Source organism: Embleya sp. NPDC005575 (assembly GCF_040605455.1).
GTDB lineage: Bacteria > Actinomycetota > Actinomycetes > Streptomycetales > Streptomycetaceae > Embleya.
In genome coordinates, this window is sequence record NZ_JBEXCV010000035.1 from 1 (window position 1) to 26,740 (window position 26,740).

General features: G+C 68.3%; 23 protein-coding genes and 1 pseudogene. 16 read left to right on the top strand and 8 right to left on the bottom strand.

Annotated features, from left to right (window positions below):
* Positions 1-211: 211 nt before the first annotated feature.
* Positions 212-613 (bottom strand): tyrosine-type recombinase/integrase, encoded by a 402-nt coding sequence (locus ABZS54_RS14730; protein WP_355534779.1) that lies wholly within the window; start codon positions 611-613, stop codon positions 212-214.
* 481 nt (positions 614-1,094) lie between these two features.
* Here ABZS54_RS14730 and ABZS54_RS14735 point away from each other — a divergent pair, with 481 nt between their 5' ends.
* Entirely contained in the window at positions 1,095-1,937 is an 843-nt protein-coding gene (locus ABZS54_RS14735; protein WP_355534781.1) for a bifunctional serine/threonine protein kinase/MFS transporter, read from the top strand.
* 48 nt (positions 1,938-1,985) lie between these two features.
* Here the strand turns inward: ABZS54_RS14735 and ABZS54_RS14740 are convergent, their stop codons facing one another.
* The 3 genes from ABZS54_RS14740 to ABZS54_RS14750 all read right to left on the bottom strand — a co-directional run bounded on the left by ABZS54_RS14740 (position 1,986) and on the right by ABZS54_RS14750 (position 3,924).
* On the bottom strand, positions 1,986-2,177 hold the full coding sequence (locus ABZS54_RS14740; RefSeq protein WP_355534783.1) for a hypothetical protein: 192 nt from the start codon (positions 2,175-2,177) through the stop codon (positions 1,986-1,988).
* A 689-nt stretch (positions 2,178-2,866) separates the two neighbouring features.
* On the bottom strand, positions 2,867-3,490 hold the full coding sequence (locus ABZS54_RS14745; protein WP_355534785.1) for a hypothetical protein: 624 nt from the start codon (positions 3,488-3,490) through the stop codon (positions 2,867-2,869).
* A 23-nt stretch (positions 3,491-3,513) separates the two neighbouring features.
* On the bottom strand, positions 3,514-3,924 hold the full coding sequence (locus ABZS54_RS14750; RefSeq protein ID WP_355534787.1) for a hypothetical protein: 411 nt from the start codon (positions 3,922-3,924) through the stop codon (positions 3,514-3,516).
* Between the two features lie 804 nt (positions 3,925-4,728).
* Here ABZS54_RS14750 and ABZS54_RS14755 point away from each other — a divergent pair.
* Complete coding sequence (locus ABZS54_RS14755; RefSeq protein ID WP_355534789.1) at positions 4,729-6,357, top strand: glycosyltransferase 87 family protein; 1,629 nt, start codon at positions 4,729-4,731, stop codon at positions 6,355-6,357.
* Positions 6,358-6,721: 364 nt separating this feature from the next.
* Here ABZS54_RS14755 and ABZS54_RS14760 read toward each other — a convergent pair.
* From ABZS54_RS14760 to ABZS54_RS14770, 3 genes and pseudogenes are all read right to left on the bottom strand, one after another.
* Positions 6,722-7,138 (bottom strand): annotated as a pseudogene (locus ABZS54_RS14760) (hypothetical protein); the annotation flags it as partial.
* Positions 7,139-7,370: 232 nt separating this feature from the next.
* Complete coding sequence (locus ABZS54_RS14765; RefSeq protein ID WP_355534791.1) at positions 7,371-7,493, bottom strand: hypothetical protein; 123 nt, start codon at positions 7,491-7,493, stop codon at positions 7,371-7,373.
* 461 nt (positions 7,494-7,954) lie between these two features.
* The gene (locus ABZS54_RS14770) at positions 7,955-9,862 is read right to left on the bottom strand and encodes a cellulase family glycosylhydrolase (protein WP_355534793.1); all 1,908 of its coding nucleotides are present in this window, start codon (positions 9,860-9,862) and stop codon (positions 7,955-7,957) included.
* Between the two features lie 105 nt (positions 9,863-9,967).
* Between ABZS54_RS14770 and ABZS54_RS14775 the strand changes: the two genes are divergently transcribed.
* The 7 genes from ABZS54_RS14775 (at position 9,968) to ABZS54_RS14805 (ending at position 18,016) form a co-directional block, all read left to right on the top strand.
* Positions 9,968-10,147 (top strand): hypothetical protein, encoded by a 180-nt coding sequence (locus tag ABZS54_RS14775; protein ID WP_355534795.1) that lies wholly within the window; start codon positions 9,968-9,970, stop codon positions 10,145-10,147.
* Positions 10,147-10,563, top strand: coding sequence for a hypothetical protein (locus tag ABZS54_RS14780; RefSeq protein ID WP_355534797.1), 417 nt, complete (start codon positions 10,147-10,149; stop codon positions 10,561-10,563). Before ABZS54_RS14775 ends, ABZS54_RS14780 begins: the two co-directional genes overlap by 1 nt.
* Before the next feature lie 195 nt (positions 10,564-10,758).
* On the top strand, positions 10,759-11,241 hold the full coding sequence (locus ABZS54_RS14785; protein ID WP_355534799.1) for a hypothetical protein: 483 nt from the start codon (positions 10,759-10,761) through the stop codon (positions 11,239-11,241).
* A gap of 361 nt (positions 11,242-11,602) precedes the next feature.
* Positions 11,603-13,345: an ABC transporter ATP-binding protein gene (locus tag ABZS54_RS14790; RefSeq protein WP_355534800.1), complete on the top strand. Its 1,743-nt coding sequence runs from the start codon at positions 11,603-11,605 to the stop codon at positions 13,343-13,345.
* Positions 13,329-15,167: an ABC transporter ATP-binding protein gene (locus ABZS54_RS14795; RefSeq protein ID WP_355534802.1), complete on the top strand. Its 1,839-nt coding sequence runs from the start codon at positions 13,329-13,331 to the stop codon at positions 15,165-15,167. The genes ABZS54_RS14790 and ABZS54_RS14795 overlap by 17 nt, the downstream gene beginning before the upstream one ends.
* Before the next feature lie 1,195 nt (positions 15,168-16,362).
* Complete coding sequence (locus ABZS54_RS14800; protein ID WP_355534804.1) at positions 16,363-17,055, top strand: Tn3 family transposase; 693 nt, start codon at positions 16,363-16,365, stop codon at positions 17,053-17,055.
* Between the two features lie 337 nt (positions 17,056-17,392).
* Positions 17,393-18,016 carry an SMI1/KNR4 family protein gene (locus tag ABZS54_RS14805; RefSeq protein WP_355534806.1) on the top strand — a complete coding sequence of 208 codons (624 nt, stop codon included), beginning with the start codon at positions 17,393-17,395 and terminating at the stop codon, positions 18,014-18,016.
* An 83-nt stretch (positions 18,017-18,099) separates the two neighbouring features.
* On the opposite strand, the gene ABZS54_RS14810 is transcribed toward ABZS54_RS14805, so the two are convergent.
* Positions 18,100-18,867 (bottom strand): recombinase family protein, encoded by a 768-nt coding sequence (locus ABZS54_RS14810; RefSeq protein WP_355534808.1) that lies wholly within the window; start codon positions 18,865-18,867, stop codon positions 18,100-18,102.
* A gap of 224 nt (positions 18,868-19,091) precedes the next feature.
* Between ABZS54_RS14810 and ABZS54_RS14815 the strand changes: the two genes are divergently transcribed.
* From ABZS54_RS14815 to ABZS54_RS14845, 7 genes are all read left to right on the top strand, one after another.
* Positions 19,092-20,759, top strand: a complete 1,668-nt coding sequence (locus ABZS54_RS14815; RefSeq protein WP_355534810.1) for a DDE-type integrase/transposase/recombinase — start codon at positions 19,092-19,094, stop codon at positions 20,757-20,759.
* Positions 20,756-21,664, top strand: coding sequence for a TniB family NTP-binding protein (locus ABZS54_RS14820; protein WP_355534812.1), 909 nt, complete (start codon positions 20,756-20,758; stop codon positions 21,662-21,664). The genes ABZS54_RS14815 and ABZS54_RS14820 overlap by 4 nt, the downstream gene beginning before the upstream one ends.
* Positions 21,661-22,626: a TniQ family protein gene (locus tag ABZS54_RS14825; RefSeq protein ID WP_355534814.1), complete on the top strand. Its 966-nt coding sequence runs from the start codon at positions 21,661-21,663 to the stop codon at positions 22,624-22,626. Before ABZS54_RS14820 ends, ABZS54_RS14825 begins: the two co-directional genes overlap by 4 nt.
* Positions 22,627-22,663: 37 nt before the next feature.
* The gene (locus tag ABZS54_RS14830; protein ID WP_355534816.1) at positions 22,664-22,912 is read left to right on the top strand and encodes a hypothetical protein; all 249 of its coding nucleotides are present in this window, start codon (positions 22,664-22,666) and stop codon (positions 22,910-22,912) included.
* A gap of 125 nt (positions 22,913-23,037) precedes the next feature.
* Entirely contained in the window at positions 23,038-23,640 is a 603-nt protein-coding gene (locus ABZS54_RS14835; RefSeq protein ID WP_355534818.1) for a recombinase family protein, read from the top strand.
* A 1-nt stretch (position 23,641) separates the two neighbouring features.
* Positions 23,642-25,159: a S1 RNA-binding domain-containing protein gene (locus ABZS54_RS14840; RefSeq protein WP_355534820.1), complete on the top strand. Its 1,518-nt coding sequence runs from the start codon at positions 23,642-23,644 to the stop codon at positions 25,157-25,159.
* Between the two features lie 626 nt (positions 25,160-25,785).
* Positions 25,786-26,604 carry a N,N-dimethylformamidase beta subunit family domain-containing protein gene (locus tag ABZS54_RS14845; protein WP_355534870.1) on the top strand — a complete coding sequence of 273 codons (819 nt, stop codon included), beginning with the start codon at positions 25,786-25,788 and terminating at the stop codon, positions 26,602-26,604.
* Positions 26,605-26,740: the final 136 nt, after the last annotated feature.

A 26,740-nucleotide genomic window follows, 5' to 3' on the forward strand; every position in this document is an offset into this window, starting at 1 on the left:
CCTCCACCGGACTCGACCCGGTCGTCGTAATCGCCACGTCGGTCATCGGATACTCCCTTTGCTCAGGGTGTACACCGAGTCCTTGATAGTCCCTGACTGATCGTCGGGGTGTCCACCTATCGACCGATTGACGAACAAGATCGCCTGGGGCGGCGCGCATCGGATCCAGCGTCCAAAGGGGGTCCAACCCAGGTAAGCCCAAAAGCCGCCGTCAGTTGATCTTGAGGTCTTGAGCCTGCTCGTGGGCATCGCCCTGCGGCTCAGGAGTCGGTGGTGAGGCGTTCGATGGCGGCCTGGCGGCCTGGCGGTCTTGTCGGGAAGGCAGGGAGTAGCGGCGGGCGGTTTCGACGGAGTGGCCGAGGAGTTCGGCGACGGTGACGATGTCGGTGCCCGCGCGGGTCATGGTGGTGCCGGCGGTGTGGCGGAGGACGTGGGGGGTGAAGTCGGCGTCGCGGCCGATGGGGATGCCTGCGGCGTCGGCGATGGTGGTGAGGATGTCGTGGACGGCGCGTACGGTCAGCCGCTGCCCGCGTCGGCTGAGGAAGAGTGCGGGTTCGTCGGCCTGTGGCCATGTGCGGCGTTCGGTCAGCCAGGTGTCGAGGGAGTTTCTCAACCGCCCAGACCGGTCGCCGTAGGCGACGGCGTCGTGGTGTATGCGGATGCACTGGGTGAGTGGACCGCCTCACAGATCACCGACTTCGATGCCGCCGAGAACTGCGTTGGTGTCGTCGAACTGGACTGGTCGGCCCCCGAACCCGCAACCGGCGCCGACCTGGGCGGCGTGCGGCCGCTCCGGCTCACCCACCACAGCCGGAACGGCAAGCTCTCGCACTGCGACCACTCGTGGGGCCTGTCGCGGAGCTTCACGGTGATCGGCTCCCTGCCCCCGATGGTGACCGAGCTCTCGTACGCTTACGCCTCCTGCCGGGGCCCCAGTAGCAACGGCCGAGCTTTGCGAAACGCGTGCTCTCACTGTCCGGGGACGAGAAGACCGTCCACGTGGCCGGGAGCTGGGACCTGCACGAATACCGCCATTCGAGCCTGACACATCTCGGTGAGGCGGGGGCGAGTCAGCTGATGCCGTCCTGCGGGACATGGTCGTCGACCACGGGCCGCTGCCGGCCGCCCAGGTCATGCTGCCGGCCTGGGGAATCGCCCACGCCCCCACCGACATCCACGCCGCGAACGTGGTGCACCGGGACCTCAAGCCCGGCAACATCCTGCTGGACGAGAGCGGTCCGAAGGTCATCGACTTCGGCATCGTCAAATCCCTGACGCAATCCGTGACCTACCGCAGCCACTCCACTCGGATCGGCACCCCGCTGTACATGTCGCCCGAACAGGCCATGGGCCGCACCGTGGACACGGCCTCCGACGTCTTCGCCCTCGGCTCCACCCTGTACTTCCTCGCCACCGGCCGCGAGGCGTTCGCCGCCGAGAACGAGTGGGGCGTTGCCCACCGCATTGCTGCGGACGACCCGGAAGTGTCCGTCCTCGCCCCGCCCCTGCGCCGACTGGTCGTCGCCTGCCTGCACAAGGACCCCAAGCGGCGCCCGACCCCGGCGCTGGTGCGTACGTGGTGCGAAGAGGAGCTGGGTGACGCGCCCGGTCGGATGGTCGGGTTCACGGTCGCCGCGCTGGGGGTCGCGGTGCCGGCGGCGGGGATGACGGACGACTCGTCGTACGCCGGACTGCTGCCCGGCATCGTCGCCTTCGGGCTGGGCGCCGGCATCGTGTTCACCACGATGTGGGTCGCCGCGGCGTCGGGCGTCGCGGACGTCGAGCAGGACGCCTCCCGACCGGCGTCCACCGCACTCCAGTCGGCTCCGGGGGCCGGCCTGGCGGTGCTGGTCTCGGTGGGCGGGATCCGGACCGCCGTGGCGGTGATCGCGGTGGGCGCCCTCATCGGTCTCCCGGCCCCGCCGGGAGACCGATGAGGGCGTGCGGCCTCCTGCCGATCCGGCCGGGCCTGCCGATCCGATCGATCAGTCGTCTTCGTCCTCGGCGCGGTCACCCTCGGCCTGCGACGTCTCGTAGGCGTGGGCGGTCTGCTCCGATGTGGCGTCTTCATCGGACAGGCGCATGTCGCTTCCCCGCACCACAACGCGCGGGGGCGAGTGCATTCCGTGGTGGTCGTCATAAAGCCGGTGCTTGCCGCGCACCTCGGTGTCAGGCATGGAAACCTCCTGCGGCCCACCGCACCCGGCGGTGCCGGGTGCGGTTCCGCTGTGTCTCCAGTGTCCCTCTTCCGCCGCTGCTGCACGCGGGGTGTCGCTCGGGTTTGGTGGGCGCTGTCGCAGTTGGTCGCGGCGGCGTGTCAGGTAGGCGGTCTCGGGGGTATTGCCCGCCAGGTCGATGGCTGTGTCGTACGCAACCGGTAGATACCGTAGTCGGCCCCGCACGTGGGAATCATTCCCAGGCGCGCCGGGCGGTCGGCCTCGCACGGGCGGGGATGTTGCCTCACTGCCACGCACCCACGTCGTCCAGCGCTGTGTCGGCCTCGTATCCGTGGAGCGGCCGACACGGTGTCGATTCGACATCGACATCGACACCGCCCCGAGCACGGCAACGAGCTTGTGTTCGGGCGCCCAGCAACCTGGGGGCGCGCATCAGGTCGGAGGTGACTGCTCGGATGCGAGTGTCAGGCGCAGGCGTCGGCGGGCCTTCTTCAGGAGGTGCGGGCCTGTCGGTCGGTGACCTCGAGGAAATACGCGCTCTCGGCCGAGGTGAAGCCGTCCACCTTGAGCGCCGGCGCGATGCCCTCGGACGCTGCATTCCGGGCGCCGGCTTGCGACCGCCCTGAGCCTGCTGAGAAGCTCGCCAGTCATGAGCCACAGGCAGTCCCGAAATAATTTCATGCACTTTATCAGTCGGTGGTCGAATTAAAATCTGCGAATTTGGAGCCCAGATTACATTCTGAACCGCCTGTTGATCGGCAGCTCACATTTTCGATCTCCGAATCAACTCCGCCGAAGACCACCGCGTAACTTTTGTTGGAGTTTGGCGATTTGATTGTACGCTCGTTGGATACATTCCCCCCCTTTCGAACCACGGTCACGTTTCCGATCGTTGCATCCACGACACCGTAAGCTACGATATCCCCTTTTTTGAATCTCTGGATTGCCACATTCATTGGATTGCCTGCCCAGTATTCGAGGCCGCAAGCAGGTGCGCTGCGCTCCGTATTATATTCGACACTCAAGCAGGTGGATTCAGATTGGCCTCGAGTTTCGTAAGCCTTCCAAACGGAGCCGTTCCACTCCCCGGCGCCTATCTCCTGCTTTTGGGATGCGGTCGCCTGTTCGCGCTCTGGGGTGCCGGGGCTGTTCGTCGAACAGGCTGAACATATCAACATGAAAAGCAATGTGACTGCATATCGGAAGGTGCGTTTCCGTGTCCTAATTTTGACCACCGAGACTTCCGTGGGTGATTGTTTGGTCAATAGATCATGGAGTTGAGTGACGGGCATTTGCCCATCACTCAACTCCATGAAAACTCCAAAAAACGCAAGTTCTACCAGGAAGTGGCGCGGCCCTGTACGCCAGTCAGGTGGGTATATCCGTGTGCGGTCACCCGGACGTAGTTGTTGTATACGCCGGAACCAATCGTCTGGCAATATTCGCCAGTGCCGCGGATGTCACCGCTTGCCCACTGGCGATTTGTCGTGCCGGATTCGCGAATCGAGAAGAACCAGCCGTGTGCCGACCCCCAAGGTTCGCTGTAGTTTGCCACACGCGCGCAGCCCTGTACGTTCCATCCGGCTACGTCGCCGGTGCCCCCCTTCCAGAAGTCGCTTGCAAGGGGGTTGTATAGATCGCTGAGGTTTTGCCAGTCGGTGGTGTCGGCCTGCGCAGTTGTTGTGTTTCCGAAGACCAGGAGAAGCCCTGCTACGAGAGCGGCGGCCGAAGTTAAAGTCTTGCGCATCTGGAAAGCTCCGAATCCTTATTCGCATCTCTTCCGGGCCTGAATGCCCGGTCGAAGAAGTTATTTGCAGAAAAAAGCTACAGGGAGAAAATGCGACCCACAATATGACCACCGTCACGTTTGGATTTGAGAATCCAATGGCTTTCCGGCAATATTCGGTTGATGACAAAAATAGTCTCTGGACCCTGATGTCCTATTTGCTGGATCACTTTTAGACGTCATGGGCAAATATCGATGAGGTGTCTCAATGAAGATGGTCCCGGCATGGATTTAGTAGCTTTCCGTAGCGAAGTAATGTTCGTTTGTCCTCGGTGTCAGAATTCTTCTCGATTCGTGGTGATGCTGCGTCACCATCGTCTTGGCGGGACGGACAGGAGAAAAGGGATGTGACGGAAGGTCTTGGCGAAGCGCGATGTCCGGTCTTCGACCATGTCGTTGGCCTCATCGAGGCGGGCGATGAGCGCGTCGGTGTGTCGCTCGACGGTCGGGTCCGTGCCGCCACCAGTCGCTCACCGCAGCTCGGCGTCGTCCTGTCCCGGGTGCCGGCTCGACAGGGTGGGCCGCGCTTGCATGTCCCTTGCAGGCAAACCGACTTGGCGAAGCGCCCCTCCGTGCGGGACGGGGGAGCGAGGTTAGACAATCCATGTCATGAACGGTGACGGGGTAGGTCGGTTGGTCGGTGTGCGTTCTCGGTGGTCGGGTTCGACGCAGGTGTTTGCGTTGGTCGCGGCGACGTTATGTTTCGTGGGTGCGGCGGCCTGGTCGTGGTGGTCGGCGTGGCATCTGCCGTCGTGGGACCGGCAGATGGACTTGCACGTGTACATCGGCGCGGTGCGCGCGGTGGGCGACGGGAGGCCTCTGTACGAGTACGCGGCGGAGAACGGCGACCCGTTCACGTACCCGCCGTTCGCGCTCGCGGCCTTCTGGCCGTTGGGCTGGATGTCGGAGTCGGTCGCACGGGCGGTGTGGACCGGGGCCACGCTCGTCGCGGTGATCGCGATCGTGGCCGCGCTCGTCGTACGTCACAAGGTCGTGGGACGACGCCGGTACCTGACGATGACACTCGCGGGCGCTGCGGTGCTGGTGTGGTCCGCGCCCTTGCAGAGCAATCTGCGTTTCGGTCAAGTCAGCGTGTTCCTGGTCGTGTTGGCCTTCGTGGACGCGCTCGACCTGACGCCGCGTCCGGTACGAGGGGTGTTGATCGGTGTCGCGGCGGCGATGAAACTGACCCCACTGCTGTTCGTGCCCTACCTGTGGATCACCGGCCGGCGCCGCGACGCGGTACGAGCGGGTACGTCGTTTGCGGCGTGCACGGGTCTGGCGCACTTGTTGTGGCCAGGTCTGTCCACGACTTTCTGGACGGACGCGATCTTCAGCACCTCGCGCATCGGGAACCTTGCCGCGACCGGGAACCAGTCGCTCAACGGCGCACTCATACGGGTCGGGGTGGTGCCGCCCGAGCGAACGGCGGCGTGGCTCGTGCTGTCCGCGCTGGCCTGCGCCGTGGCGTTGGTCGCTGCGCGTCAGTGCCATCGCGAGGGCCGGTCGGCGCAGGGCGTGGTGGTCGTGGGGTGCGCGACGGTGGTGGCGTCACCGGTGTCGTGGACACACCACCAGGTGTGGCTCGTCCTGGCGGGTCTCCTGCTGGTCGCCGGGCCCCGCAGGACTCGCGTGCCGTGGGGCGTGGCACTGCTCGTGGCCATGACGATCAGCGTGGGCGGGTGGCTCCCGGGTGGCTTCGTCCGGGAGAACGTACGGCTGCTCGCGGCTCTCGCGGTGTGCACCTGGGGTCTCGCGCCGCTTCGGGACCGGGCACCCACGACGGTCGGTCTTCTGCCGGGTGTGCGGCTGGTGGTACGACCGCGCACGGCCATGGCGTATACGGCCGTTCTCGCGGTGGCCGCGGGCGGCGCGATGTTTCTCGTTCGGGAGTCGCCGGTCGTCGTGCGCTTCGAGACGCCGGACCACCACGACACGTCGCTGTGGGGGCCGCCGACGGACGGCTGCATCTCGTACGACGCGATACCGAGGCGCGACGGCGCCGTCGGCGGATACGGCTGTTTCAGCGCCGTGGACCCGGTGGGCGGTACTCAACTCAATTTCAGCGTCTCGAAAGGCGGTCCGGACGGAATGGTCACGATCCAGGGTCAGGTCGGCCCGGAAATCAAACGCCTGGTGTTCGTCCCCGTCGAGGGCACGAAACCACTCGCGGTGCCGCTGCTGCCGCAGCCCGGACCCGGCAGTGAACCGGTTCACGCTCCTGCGGGGGGAGTCCCCAACGCGAACCGTCCGGAGGGACCGATAGAGGACCGTCGCATAGATGGCGCCCGCGGCTTCTCCATAGCCGCGACCAACACCGACCACGCCCTGCTCTTGGCCTATGGCGCGGACGGACGGCTGGTCTCGCACGAGAGCAGCAAACTCCGCATGTAGTGAGATGACCGATGAAGCCACGCCCCTTGGAACCGCTCGCGGTTCCAAGGGGCGACCCGTCCGAGGTCATGCGGATGACCCGGCAAGGCGGGGGTGAACGACGCAAACAAACGTCCCGCGCGGTGGCTGTCGTCGACGGCGACAAACGCGCGCGGGCCGTCGTCGGGGCCGAGGCTCGGATCGGAGCCGGAGCGAGGGCACCAGTTGGGACTGGCCGGCAGGTGCCGGGTGTGCTCGTGGGAGACCAGGTGCGGCGGGCCCAGATCCTCCGGCACGTCGCACAGATAGACGAACATCTCCACCTGGCGGCATCCGGGAGTGTCGGTGGGCACCAGGACGGTGTGGTTGAGAGGTAGTCCCGGTGCAGGTCCTGCTCGTAGTCGGCGGCGCCGGTGTACTTCGCCCACACCTCCGCCGAGTACATCCGCAGGTCGTCGTGACCCGTGAGCGCGGCGGCCAGGCTCGTCAGGCGCGGGTGCACCGCCAACAGACTCAGTTCCGGGCAGACGAAGGGGAACGTGTCGATCCCCGCAAACTCGTCGTCGACGTAGCGCCGGCGGCGGGGATCGACTCCGTCGTGAAAGGCTGCGGCCGAGGGGTGAAGCGCTTCGAGACCGCTCAGTGCGGATGCCAGATCCTCGACCGAGAGGAACCCCGGCAGTACGACGAATCCGTCCCGTGACCACTTTGCGACGACCTCGCTGGTGTCCATGGACCCAGAATGCGCCCGAACTCCGCGAACCGACAACTGAATTCGGACTCTGCAGAGACGAGCAGGCATCGACTGACCAAGGCGAATCGATGCCCCCGCTCGTCGGCCGGATGCGAGCGTGCCCGGGCAACGGCGGGCGTACACGAGGGCGTCGGCGCGCGGGGCGGCTCTGCCGCGCACTGCGTAGTGGATGCCGGCGTCTCCGCCTCCGTTGGGCGATCGCAGTTGTAGGCCGCGGCGCCGCCGGCCGTCACAGGGCCGTGGTCAGGCCCGTCGAGCTGAGGATGAAGGACCGGCAATGTCACTCGGCTGAGTCGTGGAGCGCGTCCAGGGCGCCTCCAGGGGTCCACGGGAATTCGGTGTACTGCTGAAAGCGGGTCGAACTCCAGCGCCAGGGGTGGGTGTCGACGAGGTCGGGATGCATGGCCGACAGCTCGGCCAGGAGCCTTTGCGCTGCCTTCTCGGGTTCGCGGCCGTAACAACGGCGGCTTACAGGTCCGCGACTTCATCGTCCTCGGGCCGCCGCCGCGGCCGTCGTGCGCTGCCTGACCGCACCGGGCACGGCCGGGCAGACCCTCAACCTGGTACCGGCGTCGCGATCTCCGTCCGCGACGTGGCGGTACACGTCAAGGTTCACTTCCCCGACGCCGCGGTCGTCGACGCCCCCCGCGTCGCTCGGGACCCCCTCGGCGCGTGCGCCGACACGACCGGCGTGCGGCGCATCCCGGGCTGGTGCCCGACGGCGAACGTGCGCGTGCACGATCACAGGCTTCCGCTGACTTGCCCTTGCGCCATGGATCAAGAAGGCGGCCCGGTTCGGCGGTTGAAGATCACCGAACCGGGCCTTGGCGTGCCGTCACGTCAGCTGGTGGCTCCAGGGTCCTTTTACAGCGCGCGGCAGAGCAGTGCGTCCGGCTTCTTGCCTTCGAGCCATGCCCCGGTGAAGGCGATGCCGGCGACGTACTCGTCCGTTTTGCACTGGCCCTTGTAGTTCCCGTACGCGAACTCGCCGCCGGGGTTGCCGGCCGGACGGTTGTCGCCTCGGTCGAACCACACGGTCCGCCCGGTCGTCGGCAGTGCCCGGTTCGCCGTCGCGCACAGCACACCGGACACGGCCTGCCCGCGCACGCTGTACCCGATCATGAACTGGTTCGGCCCGCACTGGTACTTGGTGTAGCCGCCCGCCCAGTCGCCCTGCTGGACGTAACGCTCGTCGTGCACCACCGTCAGGGGTACGGGGGTCGCGGCGAGCCCCGCCCCACCCGCGTCCGTGCACAGGCCCCGGCCGTCCTTGTGGGACACGCCGATCAGCCGCTGCCCGTCCGGACACACGCCCTTGCGCGCGCCCGAGTCCCAGTCCGGCAGCGCCCGCACCCGCAACGACTCGACCTGGTCGCTGTGGTCGAGGTCGAGCATGTCCCAGGTGTCGGTGGCCGGGACGGGCCCGGTCTTGCCGGGCGCGGTGATCAGGCGCTGCCAGTCCGCCGCGCGCCAGTCCCCGCCGTCCAGGATCCCCGAGCGGTGGCCGGCGGTGTCGTAGTCCAGCAGGTTCCACGGGTTTTGCCCGGCGAAGCCGACGGCCGGCCAGTACGCGAAGTCCGTGTCGTTGGCGATCAGGTAGTCGACGAAGTTGCCGAACCAGGCACGGGACTGCGAGTTCGTGTCGTCCGCGCCGATTCCGAACTCGCTGATCCACACCGGTGCGGTGTAGTGCTGCCCGGTGTCCGCCGCCACGTAGAACGCCTGGCGGTTCAAGGTCGCGAACAGGTCGTCACGGCTGAGTTCGCGGTAGCGCCAGTCGTGTGTTTCCCCCGGGCCGGTGGCGCCGGTGTGGTTGGGCCCGGTATATCCGTAGAAGTGCGCCGAGTACACGACCTTGTTGGACGCGACCAGCGTGTTCGACAGCGTGCGGGCCGGCTCCAGCGTCGGTCGCCCGTGCGAGAACCCATCGAGCGGGATGCCCTGCCAGTTGATGCCCTCGACGACTATCAGCAGGTCGGGGTTGGCCTCGGTGAGGATGCGGTCGGCCACGTGCTGGGACGCCGCGTACCAGTCGTGGCTGTCGCCCCAGCCCCAGTTGGCGTCGTCGGTGACCGTGCGCCGTACCTCGTTGTACAGGTCCGCGCCGACCACGCGCTTGTTGTCCTTGTACCGCTCGGCCATGAACAGCCAGTCGGTCTCCCACTGCGCAGTCGACTGGCTGGTGTTCCAGCGCTCGTTGCCGTCCAAGGCGCAGCAGAACCGCGACGTGTTCGTGTGGTTGTTGAGGACGACGGCGAAGCCCTCTGCGGTGGACGCCGCGATGACCGCGTCGAAGACCTGCAGTGGGGTCTTGCCGCGCAACTGCGGGTTGGCTGCGACGGCGGCGTCCGACACCGGACGCTGGTCGTGCAGCATCTCGTTGGAGAACGGCAGGCGGAAGCTGTTCACGCCGAGTGTGTGGAAGTCGGCGAGGATCTTCGCGATCGACGTCCGGTCCAGGCCAAGCGGCATCTGGTCGGACTTTTCGCGCGCGTTGTGGTTCGCCGGGTCGTTGATATCTCCCGACCCGGTCCACGAGCCCTGCGCGCCGTGCCAGTTGGCCGACTTGAGCTTGAAGCGGTTGCCGTCGGCATCGACGATGTAGCGCCCGCGTGTGCTCAGTGGGCCCTGCCACGTGTCGGCGAGCGGTACCGCGGCCGACGCAGCCCCGGTCGCGCGCTGACTCGGCGTCGCGGCAGCGTTCACGGGCGCGGCAAGCGCGACGATCGGCAGGATGCCGGCTAACAGCGCGCGGAGCGTACGTATCTTCACGAGTTCGCTCGTCCTTCGGGTCCCCCGGGGGCGGTGAGGCAGCCCCTGGGCACGCCACACATCCACCCGACTTGGCAGTTACCGACGGGTAATGCAGTCGGTTCGGTGGCAATGTACGCCACCACGCATCAAAACCCCAGCCCCCGCGTACCACGCAACGGGAACGCGGTGGTCGAGGAGCGCGTACTCGATCGCGCGGTCATACGCGTCGTTGAGGTCGTGTTCGGTACGGGCGTCGTCGGCGACACGTTCGGCGACTGCTCGCGCCCGCGCAGCTCGGCCTGATGGTCGACGGGGGCTACCACGGCACCGTCGGCACCCCCGCGCCTGCGCTGCCGCCCGGCGTCACCTGCAACACCGGGCCGGCGTTCCCCGAGTGCATCCCGAACGCGGCCAAGTTCAACATCACCAGCGACGCCAACACGCCGACGAACCGGTACGCGTACCCGCCTTGGACGCAGACCTCGATGACGTACTGCCTCGGCCTGACCGAGCGCACGCCGGGTGGGGACCGCCGAACCCGAGCAGGGACGACATGCTCGACGCCGACCGGCGGCTGTTGTCGGGCCGGCGTACCGGTCTACCGCGTCGAGCAGGCCGCCATTCGCGAGCGTGCAGCCCAGCCGTCCACCGTCCACCTGGGCATGCCCGACTTCCGCCGGGACGCCGGCCGACTTGCCCCGAGCGCTGACAGTGGCTGACGGCCGTCCGAAATGCCTCGCACCTACCTGGCCCAGGCTCTGCGACGGCATCCTCGGGCAGGAGGTCGACGGCCTGCCGAAGGAGTGTGAACGGATCATCCATGTGCTGGATTGTGGCCTGGTCCCAGGTGCCTTGTCACAGGCCTACCCGAAGTCGTTGGACGGCCCATCGCCGCAGATGACAGGCTCCACCACATGGAGCTACTCGACGTTCTTGCGGAACTCGCCCGGTCGGGCCACCTTGGGCCGGTTGAGAACGGCGCGGCTTGGGACCAGGTCACCGCGGCGCTCGGTGAGCCCTGGGAAGTGGTCGTCGGGAAACGGCGGTCATGGCCGCGCCTGTTCGCTTACGGCGACCTTGAACTCAGTGTCTGCCGCTGCCAGAAGATCACTCTGATCTGCCTCCAGACCTGGCGTGAAGTCATTGGCCTCCCTGCCGGCCTGGTCGGCCGGGAGAGGTTCCCCGGCCAACCGGAGTACGCCGATGTGATCGCTTCTCTCGACCGCGTCGGTTGCGCCTGGCAGCCTTACACACCCCTCACCTTCGGCAATCAATGCGCCATCGAGGCCACGTCCTCCGGCGTCACCTTCGTCTTCGAAATCCCGGACGGAGAACACCCGATCCTCAACGTCGTGGGACCCCCGCCCCATCAGCACGAGTGCCCCGCGACAACGTGAGCGTGAAGCCGACCAGTGTTCACGACGACCCCGGCGACCTGACGGCCGGCGGGGCCGCCTCGTCAATATTGGGCCCTTGACGAGTCCTGTGCCACGACGGGTGGGACGGTGGCACAACCACCGAGACATCCGGGCGCTACCGGATCTTCATCAAAGGCGTGCCCGGCCTCCTCATCGGCGAGACCTTCCTCTGGGATCGACTGCTCGGCGAGTCGTCGTAGACAATGCTCAGGCCCCTCAACCCCGTGACAGGAAAGTCTCTTTCGTGCTCCCGAAACAGCCCGACGCCCCATCCGCGGATCCGTCGTCCAGGTCCTTGGCCGATTGCATCCGGAGCCGAGAGGAATGGAAGTTCTTCTCCGTGTTACCCCGCGCTTCCCTTGGCATCACCGTGGCGTGGTGGGCGCTGATCGTGGCGCGGGGCGTACTGCCCGCCCTGTTCACGGTCACCGTCGGAGCGACGGTGACGGCCGTCAACGAGGACAGGTCGCTGCAAGGACCCTTGATCGCCGCGGGTCTGGTGTTCGTGACGGTCCAACTGCTGGGACCCCTGCACGCCCAGGTGGGTGCCAACCTCGGTGAACGGCTGTCCTGTTGGTTGCACGATCGACTGCTGGTCGCCACGACGGGACCGGCCGGCGTCACCCATCTGGAATCGCGGGAACTGACGGACAGGCTCACCGACGCGAGGGACTTCGACCTGGGCATCGCCGGGCCTCCCATGCACGTGTCGCTGGGCATCATCGCCGGAGGACTGGTGGAGGCGGTGGCCGGTCTCGGCCAGGCCGCCGTCCTCGCCGCCTACGCCTGGTGGGCCCCGCTGCTGGTGGGCGGTGCCTGGGCGTCGACGCATTGGCTGCTGAGAGAGAGCAGCGTCTGGGGGGACCGCGACGACGGTGAGGTCCTGGACGCGCAGCGGCGCGCCGAATACGCGTATCGGCAGGCCGTGGACTCATCGGCGGCGAAGGAACTGCGGCTGTTCGGGCTGAGCGAGTGGACGGTGGCCCGATTCACCCGCAGTCGGCGACGGCTGGTCGACCTGCGTTGGCAGGCAACGCAGCTGCGGCGCAAGCCGCTCGGCTGGACGATCCTCGTGCTGGTGGCGGCCAACGGCGTGCTGTTGTGGTCGCTGGCCCACGACGCCGTCGCCGGCAGTGTCGGCATCGGGGAAGTGGTCCTGTTCGCCCAGGCCACCGCGGGTGTGAGCGGGCTGGCCTTCGGCGGTCTCAGCTGGGCGCTGCCGCCGGCCGCACACTCGGTGGCGGCGGTGCTCGCGTTGGAGACGGAGATGGCCGAGGCTGGGCGACTGACCACGGGCGAGCGGAGCGCGGACGCGCTGCCGCGCACGGCCCTGCGTTTCCGGCAGGTCGGGTTCACATACCCGGGGGCGGATCGGCCCGTGCTCGACGGGCTCGACCTGACCATCGAGGCCGGTACGTCGATGGCGGTGGTCGGCCTGAACGGGGCGGGCAAAACCACGCTGGCCAAGCTGGTGTGCGGGCTGTACGAACCGACGCGGGGGGCCGTCGAGGCCGACGGCGTCGATCTGCGGGAACTGGACGTGCGGTCGTGGCGGCGTCGGGTGACCGCGGTGTTCCAGGACTTCGTCCACTACGAGATGCCACTGCGGGTGAACGTGGCGCCGCTGGGCGCCCCGGACGAGACGATCGAGGCGGCGTTGCGCGACGCGGGTGCCGCCGGGGTCGCGGATCCGGACACGATTCTGGCCCGCGGGTACGACGACGGCACGGAGCTGTCCGGCGGCCAGTGGCAGCGGGTGGCGGTCGCGCGCGCGCTGTGCGCCGTACGACAGGGCGCGGGCGTCGTCGTCCTGGACGAGCCCACCGCGCAATTGGACGTCAGAGGCGAGGCCGAGATCTTCGACCGGATCCTCGGGGCGACCCGCGAGTGCACGACGCTGCTGATCTCGCACCGGTTCTCCACGGTGCGACACGCGGACCGCATCTGTGTCCTGGAGGCGGGCCGGGTCGCGGAACTGGGTACGCACGACGAACTCATGGCAATGGACGGGCGCTACCGCCAGATGTTCGACCTGCAGGCGTCCCGATTCGTTCCGGAGGAGCCCGATGTCGTCGGCCGCTGACCGTCTGCCGTCCTCCGCGACGGCCCTCTTTCGCTCCCTGCGGATGGGATACCGGGCCAGTCCCGGCCTGATCGTGGTGGCGTTCGTCAGCAGCGTCGCCGCCGCAGCCCCGGACGCGCTGTTCGCCGTGGGGCTGGCGGTTCTCGTCCACGGCGTGACCACTGGCGACGACAACAGGGTCGCGCTCGCCGTGGCGTTCGTGGGTGTGCTGGCCACCGCCGACTGGCTGCTGAACGTCGTCAGTGACCGGGCCAACCGCCGTTTCGCGGACCGGGCCGCAGTTGTGGTCGAATCGCATGTCGCCCGGCTGCAGTCCTCGATCGCCACGACCGAGCACCACGAACGCACCGACTATCTGGACCGGCTGTCCGTGCTGCGCGATCACGCCGCCGCGCTGAGCATGCTCTACCAACAGCTGTTCTCCGGCCTCGGTGCGCTCATCCGACTGGCCTTCACCCTCGCGCTATTGGTATCGGTCGATCCGATGCTCGGCCTGCTCGGCGTCTTCGCCGTTCCGGGAGTGTTGGTGTCCCACTGGCGCTCCGGCGTGGAGAAGACCGCCGAGGAGGCCGGAGCCCGGCACGAGAGACGTGCCCGGCACCTGTTCTCGCTCGGGACCTCGGCGGACGCCGGCAAGGAGATCCGCGTCGCCGGCGTGCAGGGCTGGCTGCGCGAGAACTATCGACAGTCCTGGCGGCGACGATATGTGCCCCTGGCCCGGGCGAGATGGACCTCGGCGGCCTGGCAGTCGGCCGCCCAGGCCCTGTTCGGCGCGGCCTTCATCGCCGGCGTGGCGTACACCGCGCGGGGAGGTGTCTCGGCGGCCGGCGACGTGACACTGGTGCTGGCGGCGGGAGGCCGTCTGTCGCATTACATCGACCACACGGTCACGCAGACGCAGTTCTTCCGCGCCATCTGGCTGGACGTCTCGCGCCGACTGGCCTGGCTGGAGGACTACGCCCGGGCAGCACTGGCCTCGGCCGACCTGCCCGCCCCCAAGCGACTGACCAACGGCATCCGATTCGAGGGGGTCTCCTTCCGGTACCCCGGAACCGAGCGGCTGGTCCTGGACGGAGTTACCCTCGACCTCCCGGCGGGGAAGGCGATCGCCATCGTCGGAGAGAACGGGGCCGGCAAGTCGACTCTGGTCAAACTCCTCTGCGGCTTCTACACCCCCTCCGAGGGGCGCATCACGGTCGACGGGACCGACATGCTCCGGATCCGTACGGCCGACTGGCGGGAGCGGTTGACCGGTGCCCTCCAGGACTTCTTCCGGTTCGAGTACCCGGCGTGGCAGTCGGTGGGCGTGGGCGATCTGCCCAGGAGCGAGGACCGGTCGGCGGTCCGAACGGCCGTCGACCGCGCGGGGGCCGGCGACGTGGTGGCGAAGCTGGACTACGGCCTGGACACCCAGCTCGGGCCGACCTGGGACCAGGGCACCGATCTCTCGCACGGCCAGTGGCAGAAGATCGCACTCGCCCGTGGATTCATGAGGGACGCTCCCGTGCTGCTGATCCTGGACGAACCGACGTCCGCGCTGGACGCCGAGACCGAGCACACGTTGTTCGAGCGATACTCCGAGGCGGCCCACGCCCCGGAAAACGCCTCGATCGGGCGGATCACCCTCCTGGTCTCGCACCGGTTCTCCACGGTGCGCATGGCCGACCTCATCGTGGTCCTGGACGGTGCCCGGGTGGCCGAGCACGGCACACACGAGGAACTGCTCGCCCGGGGCGGCCCGTACGCCGAGCTGTACGGCATCCAGGAGTCCTCCTACCGCGCGGGCTATCGCACCAGGGAACACCCGAAGGAGGATGCCTGATCTCGACGAACTCGTCACGTGGCTGGGCCTGTCGCCGGAACTCGTTTTGCGACGCTCTGGACGCTCTGTGCAGGAACTACGACGCCCGGGCCGTCACACGGGACGGTGTCGACCCCGACCCCGGCGCCCTCTCCCCGGACGAATGCTTCGTCCTCGTTCTCGACGAGGAACCGTCCACGGACGCATGACGCCGTTGCCCGGCCGGGAGCAGTCGAGATCACCCCCTCCCGGTCGAGGGGTGACCCGCGATTCGGTCGGCCGTCCTGGTCCGGCGAACCGAACCCGTTGTCATGGTGGCGCCGGGCGCGAATGCGCCCGTGCCACCGACGTTCGCGGTTCCCGTGCCGACCCCTGGCGGCTGTATCTCCCCACCGCGATTCCGGTGGACACCCCCAGGCCGGGCGCCCGGCGCTCGCGATCTCGCCGACGAGGCGGCCGTCGCCGGTGCGAGTGACAGGAGCTACCCGGAGATCGTCAGGCCCTCCGCCGAATGCCGGCCGACACGACACGGCAGTTCGAGCGACGGGCCCCTGTCTGTGCGTTCCGGGCGGTGAGGGTGCGCTCGCGTTCGACGGCTAATCCGACGTCGTGGCGGTGCACGGTCGAAGGTTTCTGAAACGTGGAGGGCGCTCGGTGCCGGGTCTTCCGGGGTTTGGGTGCGCCGTCGGCCGTCGGCCGTCGGCCGACGGCCGTCGTGCCTTCGGGCCGAAGTCCATGAGCAGGAGTTGGTCCAGCTCCAACCAGGACTCGGAACCGACGTGTTGCCCGGTCGTCGCCGCCCAGTACCAGCCCGCGAAGCGACATTCACCGCGAGACCAAAGCGGCTCTCCCGACGGCGGCGGACACAGCGTCGATCCCGGGACCGCCGTTCCCATCGACATCCAGGTCGTCTACCCCGAGAAAAACCCCGCCTACGAACGCCTCACCGGCCGGAACGCCCGACAACTGGGCTGACCCTGCCCCCACAACCCACACGGAACCTACCCGGACGGCCCCGTCCGTGGCCCTCACGCCCACGGCCGGCACGCTCCCCGCGTGACGGGCGGGGCTGTCCGGCCCCTCGACCAGACGTGGAGGAAGCCTCGAGCCGATCTCGTCCCCGAAGGCGGGCATCGGCTACCCGACCACACGAATCGCCATACCCGCTCCCGGCTTCGATGCGCGGTGCCCTGGTCACGGCGCGCTCGACTTCAAATTGCTGCCCAGGCTCAAGAACATCGGGTCGGCGAAGCTGTACCGGCCCGCGGCCGGCGAGGACGAGAAGTGGCCCACCCTGGCGCCGGTGCTGTCCACCCGCACGATCGACTGGGACCTGATCCGGCAGCAGTACGACCGAATCGTGAAGTACACCACCGCCCTGCGGCTTGGTACGGCGGAGGCCGAGCAGGTGTTGCGGCGCTTCACCCGGGGCGGCCCCAAGCACCTCACCTACCGCGCGATCGAGGAGTTGGGCCGCGCGGTGCGTACCTCGTTCGTGTGCGACTACCTGGCCGACGTCGAACTGAGGCAGGAGATCCACGAGGGGTTGCAGGTCGTGGAGAACTGGAACTCCGCGAACCAGGACCTGTTCTACGGCAAGGACGGCGACCTGACCGGCTCCGACAAGGAGAGCCAGGAAGTCTCCATGCTCGCGCTGCACCTCATCCAGGCCGCATTGGTCCACGTGAACACCCTGCTGATCCAGCGGGTCCTGGCCGAGCCGAAGTGGGCGGACACCCTGGACGAGGCCGACCGCCGAGCCCTTTCGCCACTCTTCTGGAGCCATGTGAATCCGTACGGAAGGTTCGAACTCGACATGAACACGCGCTTGGACCTGGCCGACGAGCCGCGGGACGCGGTGCCCGCCCAGCGCGCACCGGCCAAGGAAGCGGCACCCGCGCGGGACTGACCCCACCGGGGCCTCGATCGAGCGGCGACGGCGGTCCGGACCGCCGGATATCGGGGCACAGCCCGCACGGCCGACCACGATGGATGACGTGTGGACCCCGGCTGCGGCGCCGTCGCACCCATTCCATCACGTTGGGGACTTCAAGCTTTCCTTGGCGAGGATCCCTTGTCACCGGTGTCGGTCGGCCGGGGAACAGTCGACAGCTCACCGGGCCACAGGACATTCGACGGCGGCGGACACCCGACTCGGGACGCACCGGTCGACCCGGCCCCGCGTCCAGGTGATGGCCGCCCCCGGCCGGAGGTTGCCTGTCGGAGTGGGTTCGTAGGGTGCGTGGATGGACGACACGACAACGGCATTCGAACGGGTGTGGGATCGGTTCGAACCGGCTCTGGCCGTGTTCTCGCCGCTCGATCACGCCGCGTTGCGCGGCCCCGCCGTACCCGGGACCGTGGAAAGGCTGCGGGACAGGCTTGGATTCGCCCTCCATCCGCAGCTGGCGGCGTTGTGGGAGCGCCACGACGGCGTCCGCGATCCGGAGGAGACCGGGGTGTTCCACGGTTCTTTCCTGGTCGGGTATCGCCTCCACGGCATCGACGACACGACCCGGGGCTACGCGTTCGTGGAGGAGCAAGCGCAGGACTTCGAGGAGGTCTTCGTGCCGGAGCACTACGTGGACGGCTTTCGTGAAGACTTCCCCGACGGGCACATCGCGTCGTGGGTGCCCTTCGCGCGCGCGATCCACGGCGGCGAGATCTACGTCGACCACCACCCGGGTCCGCTGTGGGGCACCGTCTTCGAGTGCTCCTACGGCGAATGCACGGTCTGGGCGACGGATCTCGCCGACCTGTTCGACCGATTGGCCGACTCCCTCGAACACGGCACACCGTTCCGGGGCGAACGCCCACTCACCTGGACCGACCCCGACGGCAACTCCTCCATCACATGGGAGCACGACTGACCCGGAAACCGTCCGAAGCGGACCTGTTCTCCCGAAGGAACGACGAAGCGATAAATAACGCTGTGCGAGCAAAGTAGGTCCGGTTACGGGGCTGCAGCCGCCTTCTCGTCGTGCTCGCGCAGCATTCGCATGACGGTGGCCGGTGACGGGTGTCGGCCCTTCTTCTTGCCGGTGGTGATGACGAGTCGGAAGGCGATGTCGCGCAGGCTCATCTCCTGGTCGCGCAGGTGCACGGCCATGGACAGCATGTGGTCGTCGGCGACGCCGGCCCCGCCGATGGTCTTGCCCCGCTTGCGGGCGGACTCCTGGCCTTCGAGGGTGCGGTCGCGGATGTACTCGCGCTCCATCCCGGACAGCGCCGCCAACACCGTGAACACCACGCCGGACGGGTCGTGCGAGCCCTGGAGTTCACCGGTCAGGAACTCCAACCCGACGTCGCTCGCCTTCAGGTCCTCCGCCAGGGCCGCGAGGTCGATGCCGCGGCCGAGCCGTTTGTGCTCGTGGACCACGAGGGTGACCCGGGCCCCGGATGCGCGCAGCTCGCGGGCGAGGCCCACGGCCTTCTCCAACTCGGGTCGTCTGGTGGCACGGGTGGAGATCTTCTCCGAGATCACCCGAGTGACGCCCGCCTCGGCGAGCGCGTCGAGTTGGGAGTCGAGCGACTGCCGGGCGGTGGACGCTCGCGCGTACCCCAGGCGGATGTGTCCCACCGGCTCGGTGCCCGTGCCCGCCGGGCGGGGCAGTTCGGTCCATACCGAACCGGGGCGGCGGACGGCCGGGGTCGCCACCGCAAGGGCCTTGGCGAGTTGGGGCACGAGGCGGAACCGGGCGGTGTGGTACTGGATTGCCACTCGGCCCTTGCCGGTGCGGCACGGCGAGCCAGCCGGCGCCGCACAGGAGGACATCGGGCAGTCGTGGGCTTCCACGCGCGTTGTGAATTTTCGTAGTCGTGTGCACGGGTGAGCTGGGGGTTCACCGTGGTGTGCAGGGGACTGTGAACTCGTCGGACACGTCGAAGTCGTCTGCGCTACGGTCGATTTGGCCGTAGTCGTGTGCGCGACGAGGAGGCTTCCGGATGGCAGAGCAGCCGGTGGCCGAGCGCGGGGTACTGACCGCGCCGACCGAGATATGGGGTGCCGCAGTGCGGCAGGCCGAGGTGATCGGTCCGCTCGCCGTGAAGGACAAGGTGGGCCTTGCCGATGCGGACGAGGCCGCCGCGACGCTGCGGATCTCCCGGCGCCAGGTGTACGTACTGCTGGGGCGGTGGCGTGCGGGCGAGGGCGTGGTGTCGGACCTGCTGCCGGGCCGCTCCAGCGGAGGCCGGGGCGGAGGACGTCTGTCCGGCGATGCCGAGACGATCGTCCTGGAGGTGCTGCGCGCCCGGTACTTGACCCGGCAGCGCCGCTCGGTGGCGGCAGTCTGCAAGGAGATCACGCGGCAGTGCCGGGCTCGTGGTCTGCGAGCCCCGTCGAGAGGGACGGTGCAGCGCCGGATCGAACAGCTGGACCCGGTGTCGTCGGCCGCAGCCCGGGAGGGAAGCGAGGCGGTTCGTCCACTGCGGTCGGCCGGGGGTGTGTCGCCCGCGGTCACCGGGCTGCTGGAGCAGGTCCAGATCGATCACACGCCGGTGGACGTGATCGTGGTCGACGAACGGCACCGGCTGACGATCGGCCGGCCGTATCTGACGATCGCGATCGACGTGGCCAGCCGGTGCGTGGTGGGCCTGGTCGTAACGCTGGAGGCACCATCGGCGACCTCGGTCGGACTGTGCCTGGCACACATGGCGACGGACAAGCGGCCGTGGCTGGAACGTCTGGGCGTGGAGGCGGTGTGGCCGATGAGCGGCAAACCGCGCGAGCTGTACGTCGACAACGCCGTGGAGTTCAAGAGCGAGGCCCTGCGCCGCGGCTGCGACCAGCACGGCATCGCTTTGCGTTACCGGCCGCCCGGCCAGCCGCACTTCGGCGGGATCATCGAGCGGCTGATCGGCACGTTGATGCGAGAAGTGCACGAACTGCCGGGCACCACGTTCTCCAACATCGCCGAGCGCGGCGCCTACGACAGCGGCTGCAAGGCCGCGCTGACCATGGGAGAGCTACAGAGATGGTTGGCCCTGGCGGTGGCCTGCTACCACGGCCAAGTGCACGAGGGGCTCGGCCGAACTCCGTCCGGGGTCTGGGCCGAAAGGGCCGCCGTGGCGCCGCGGCCGGTGACCGTGACGAACGAGGCGGCGTTCCCGGTCGATTTCCTGCCGGTGGTCCGCAGGGCCCTGTCGCGCTCGGGATTCGTGATCGACCATGTGCAGTACTACAGCGACGCGCTCAAACCGTGGATCGCTTGCCGCGAGCGGCTCAGCCGGTTCGTGCTGCGCCGCGATCCCCGCGACATCAGCCGGATATGGGTCCTGGACCCGGACGGCACCGCGTATGTGGAAGTGCCCTACCGGACGCTGTCGCGGCCACCGATCAGCGTGTGGGAGCAGAAAGCCGCGACCGCGCGGCTGCGCGAAGCCGGCCGCGCCGAGGTCGACGAGAACGCGCTGTTCGCCATGGTGGCGCGGATGCGCGAGATCACCGACGCCGCCGCGGCCACCACTCGCAAGGCCCGCCGCGACACACAGCGCCGGAGGGCCACGACGCCCCGGCCGCAGCCGACGACGGCGCGGGTCAATCCGCCCACCCCGGACCCGGGGCAGGCCGAGAAGCCCCTCGCCCCGCCGTTCGAGGTGATCGAGCAGTGGTGAGCGAGGACGATCCGGTGGACCTGGCACACCTGTGCCCGGCCGCGCAGCAGATCACGCAGTTGCCGGACGCGGAACGGCTGCGCTACGTACGGGCTGACCGGTGGATCGGCTATCCCCGCGCCACCGAGGCCCTGGAGCGGCTGGAGACCCTGCTGACCTGGCCGTCGAAGCAGCGCATGCCGAACCTGCTGCTGATCGGGCCGACCAACAACGGCAAGTCGATGATCGTGGAGAAGTTCCTCCGGTCCCACCCATCGATCTCGCATCCGGACCGCGAGGAGATCCCGGTCCTGGCAGTGCAGATGCCTTCCGAGCCCAGGGTCATCCGCTTCTACACCGCACTGCTGGCCGCGCTCGGCGCCCCGTTGCGCTCCCGCTACCGACTGGCCGACCTGGAACAGGCGGTGCTCCGGCTGCTGCGGTCGGCCGGGCTGCGGATGCTGGTGATCGACGAGCTGCACAACCTCCTCGGCGGCAGCGGCGAAAGGCGCCGGGAGTTCTTGAACCTGCTGCGCTACCTCGGCAACGAGCTGCGTATCCCGCTGGTAGGCGTCGGCACCCGGGACGCCTTTCTGGCCATCCGCGCGGACGACCAGTTGGAGAACCGGTTCGCGCCGCTCACCCTGCCCCGCTGGGCGAACGACACGGATGCCTGCTCGCTGCTGGCCAGCTTCGCCGCCTCGTTCCCGCTGCGCAGGCCCTCGCTGATCGCGTCCGCCGAGATGGCCGGCTACGTGTTCACCCGCAGCGAGGGCACGATCGGCGAACTGGCCCATTTGCTCACCGACGCCGCCGTCGCGGCGATCGAGTCCGGCGAGGAGGCCATCAACCAGCGCACCCTGCTGCTTGCCCCGTACGAGGGACCGACCGAACGGCGCCGCCTGTTCGAGCGTGAGCTGACGTGAGCCCGCCGCGGCGCTGGCCGCTGCACCCGCCGCCCGGACCGCTGGAAGCACTTTCCTCGTGGCTGGGGCGGCTCGCGGAGCTGTACGAGATGCCGGTGCACGACCTGCTGCGGCACAACCTGGGTGTCGTCGGCTCGACGCTGCCTCCCGACCTCGACGTCGACCCGCCGATGGCGATGCTCGTGGCGCTCGCGGAGAAGACCGGGGTGGACCTCGCGCGGCTGCGGTCGATGACCCTGGTCGGCTGGGTGCCCTGGCTGTTCGACACGCTGCCCGTGCACGTCCAGGACGCGCAGCCGGTCTTCGACTCCTATGTTCGGGACAACTCGGTCCTCTTTGCCCGCAAGGCCGGAACGCATCATGTACTGCGCTTCAAGCCGGAATGGGCGGGGCCGTGGCTTCTTCCCTATCCAGGCGCTCTGCGAGCCTGCCCGGACTGCGTTGCCGACCCGGACCGGGGCATCTCCCTGATGTGGCGGCTGGCGCTGATGACCAGTCGCGTCGAACATGACTGCCGCCTTCTGGATCTCTCCGAAGTACGGGCCGCGCTGGTCCTAGGCAGGGAAGTGCACAGGGAGCCGCTGGAGGAGCCCCGCGCCGCCCTGGACCGCTGCACCCACCAGGCCCTCACGACCGGCCGCGTCGCCTTGCCCGGCAGGAGTGTGCATGCCGGGGTGTGGTTCCGTCTCCTGCGCTCGCTCCTGGACGAGGTCAGCCTCGCCGCGAGCACTCAAGGCACCCGCGGAAAGGCGATGTTGCGGCAGATCTGGCAGGCCACCGGCCATGAGGAACGTGCTGGCCTGAACGTCTGGCGTCCCTTCGAGCAGCTGAGAGAAGACGTCCGGGAGTCGATGTGGGACGCCGCCGCTGCCGCGTTCCAGCCGGCTGCCGACGGTTCGATCACCGCCCACGGACGCCTCGGCTCCGCGCTCCAGCCCCCGCTGCCACGTCTACGACGGTGATGAGCCCTCTCCGTTCCGCAACGCCTGGCAGGACTTCATGTCCGCGTGGGAGGAGGCGCTCGCCTCGGCCCGCACGGACCCAGCCACCGCGCGACAGCTTCTCGGCCTGCTCACCGGCGGCTGCCACACCCTGGACGGTTTCGAGAAGGAACGCGCCTCCCTGTACGAGGAGGGCATCCCAGCCGAGTTCCTCCCCGGCGCCCGCGAACTGGGCCGCCTCGACCTCATTCGACCCCTGTTCCCCTTTCATGGAAGTGGAACAGCGCGCCCGACGGCGTGTTCGTAAGGGGAACCCCCACCGAACACGCCTGACCTTGGAAAGTCGGCGAGAATGACCTGCCATGATCGCGTCTCATTTAGGGCGTCCGGTGATCTGTACGGTGAGCGGGGGCTATCCGTACACTCGGGTCCGTGAACGAGTCCATCGGCTACGCCAGGTGTTCGCTCGACGAACAGGACCTCACCGCCCAGCGCGGCATCCTCCTCGGCCTCGGCGTCGCCGAGGACCGCATCTATCTCGACCACGGGCTCACCGGCACCAACCGCGACAGGCCCGGCTTGGCCCAGGCACTCGCCGCCGTACGCGCCGGCGACACCCTGGTCGTCCCGAAACTGGACCGGCTCGCCCGCTCGGTCCCTGACGCCCGCGATATCGGCGACTCGCTCACCGCCCGCGGCGTCAAGCTCTCCCTCGGCGGCGCGCTCTACGACCCGGGTGACCCGATGGGCAAGATGTTCTTCAACATCCTCGCCACGTTCGCCGAGTTCGAGGTCGACCTCCTGCGGATGAGGACCCGTGAGGGTATGGCCGTGGCGAAGGCCAAGGGGAAGCTGCGCGGCAAGCAGCCCAAGCTGACAACCCGGCAGCAGGCCCACCTGGTCAAAGAACACCGTAGCGGCGAGCACACCATCGCCGACCTTGCTGAACTCTTCTCCGTCAGCAGGGCCACGGTCTACCGCGTCCTGGAACGCCACCAGACCTCCGTGGCACCGTCAACATCCGGCGGGCAGTGACGTGCTCCCTTTCGTCTACCGGATCACCAAGTACGATCCCGCCGACCGCGATGAACACGGCAGCTACATCGGCACCGCCGAGGCGGTCAGCGATCACGGACCTGTCGAATCGGCCTACCTGCAGGCGGTGGCCGCATTTGCCGAACACGCTGGCATCGACCGCTTGGCTGTCCGAGAGCCGCAGATCGCACCCGGCCTTGTCGACTTCGGCGCGGAGCCGGCCATCGAAGGGCATGGACTGGCCGGACTCTTCCCATCCGATCTCGCAGGCTTCCACGACGGCGCGCAGGTCTCGCTCGCCCTCGGCCTGGAACTGGTCCGGGCGATGCTCCGCGACAACGGCGCCTGGTGCCGCCTGGAAGTGGAAGACAGGTTCACCATCCACGTCGGATGGGACCAGTACGTCTACATCGGCAGCAGCGAGCCCTGCGAGGAAGCACTGGCCCGCACCCGCGCACTCGGCCTGTTCCCGGAACGTCTGGACGCCTCCCCCTACGACGCTGACTACGACGAGCCGGGCGAACAGCGTCCCGCCGACGACGTCTTCTGGGCCCGGCTGCGCTGGTGCGTGGCCGTGTGCCAGGCAGCGATCCTGAAGGAGATCTACGCCGACAACGCCACTCGCTGGCACCGGCTCGACGACGGCACCCTCGACGAAGTCCGCGCTCGACTGACCCCCCGCGCTCAGCTGGCCGTCTGGCCGGACCTGTCCACCGACGTTGCCGCCGTCCTCGCGGGTCTCCCCGAAGAGGGCCTGATCGAGCTCGTCTGGGAGGACGCAGACGGTCAGATCACGAGCACCACCGCCGACGAGACCCAGTTCGCGGGGCTCTCAGCGAAGATCACCGGCGCCCGCGCCGCAGCTGCTCTGTCCGTGTATACCGACGAACGCCAGCCTCTGTTCACCGCCGTCCTACCCGACAGCGACGGCGTCCTGCGAGCCCGCTGGAGGACTGAGCCGACCCAGAGCGACCGCCACTGGGCCATCCTCAAGACTCTGTACCGAGGCCAGGTCATCACCGGGACGGTGACCGAGATCGCCAGCTTCGGTGTCACGTTCGTGGACATCGGCGGCTTCACCGCGATGATCAACATTCCCGAACTGTCCTGGCGGCACATCGACTACCCCTCCGACGTCGTTACTGTCGGTCAGGAGATCACCGCCGAGATCCTCGACGTCGACATGGTGCGAGAGCGTGTGCCGCTATCGCTGAAGGCGCTGCAGGCGGATCCGATGCTGGATCTCGCGCGGCAGGTCGGTCAGATCGTCACCGGCCCCGTCACGAAGCTCGTCCCGTTCGGCGCCTTCGTCCGCGTCGAGGACTCCGAGGACGGTTTCGAGGGACTGGTCCACAACGCCGAACTGGCCGACGCGCACGTGGAAAGGCCCGAAGACGTCGTCCAGGTCGGCGAAGCACTCACCGTCAAGATCCTCGAAGTCGACCCCACCCGGCGCCGGATCGCACTGTCACGCAAGCAGGCACTGGCCTTCGCCCCAGAGGGGCACCGTCATTCCTGACGAGGGAGTCGACTCGATCATCCCCACAGCGGGCGTGCAGAGGACTGCGGACATCAGCGCAGACGACTACGGAATCCGACACGCGTGAAATCGTCGCTCACACCCCGAACTGTTTCATGGGTGCGTTTCAATTGTCGAGCCGTCTGCAACGACTCATGAAACAGGGAACGGGCAGGTCGACTCGGGCCCGGGACCCTGTTTCACAGGCGCACCTATGAAACGCGGCGAGCCGACCCAGGCACTCCGCCTCAGCTACAGAATGTAGTCAATGATTACAGAAAGCTACTCGCCACTTCGTCGCAGCTATACGAGCGCAGGGCCGTCTCGACCCGGGCCCGCCGATTCCGAGCGGACCTCTACCGCTGCGGCGCGGGGCTGCGTCACATGGGACGCCTGGCGGCGAACGGCTGCTTCGCCCCCGCGGGGCGACCGGAACAGGACTGGCACTGGCCCCGGTACGACTTCCGCGTCCCCGCCGACTGGCCCTCGGGGGTGTACCTGGCGCTGCTGCGCCCGGACGCCGACGCTCCGCCGCACCCGGCACCCGACCGGGCCGAAACGGCCGACGCGCGACAATCGCGCATCCTGTTCGTGGTCACCCCCGCACGCCCTCCCGGGCCCGCATCCTGTACAAGGTGCCGCTGTTCACCTACCACGCCTACAACGAGAGCGGCGGCGGCAGCCTGTACCGCTCGCGCTACGACGCCGGCGTCACACCGCCCGCCGGCACCAGGATCGTCACCCTGCGCCGACCCGGCGGCGGCATCGGCGGCCCGGTCAAGGGACACCCGGACGCACACGATCCGCGAACCCCACGCCAGACGTTCGCGCACAGGGACGCACCCTTCATCGCCTGGCTCGAAGGCGCCGGCTTCCAGGTCGACTACTGCACCGACCTCGACCTGCACGACTCGGACCAACCCCTGCACGGCTACCGCCTGTTGCTGTCCGTCGGCCACGACGAACACTGGAGCGCGCCCACCCGCCGACACGTCACCGCCTTCCGCGACCGAGGCGGCAACATCGCCTTCTTCGGCGCGAACACCTGCTGGTGGCGGATCACGGTCACCGCGGACGGCACGACCCTGCGCTGCGCCAAGTACCCGCCCGGCGCTGCGGTGGACGCGGACGTCGACGGGCTGCGGGGAGGCCCCGACCACTGGTGGGAAACCGCACCCGAGAACGACCTCACCGGAGTCAGCTACCGCAACGCGGGCGGCCACTGGAACGGACGCCGCGCCGCGCTGGGCTTCGCCGTCCAACACGCCGATCACCCGATCCTCGCGGGGACCGGGCTGCACGACGGCGACCTCCTCGGCGCCGAACACGCCCTGGTGGGCTACGAATGCGACGGCGCCGCGCTGCGCCGGGATCCGGACGGGAGGTGCGCGGCGACGGGAGCGGACGGCACCCCGGCCGGGAGGGGAACTGGTGTTCGGCTCTGACCCGTAGTCGACTCGCGCACGTCGCGCAGTTCTGCCTGCGCCCCGACACCCTCGCGGCGGCCAACCGCCCTGATCCCTGCGAAGTCCAAGGTGCCGATCGTCGGCTCGCAGCCGAAGCACCCCGCGCCGCAACGGG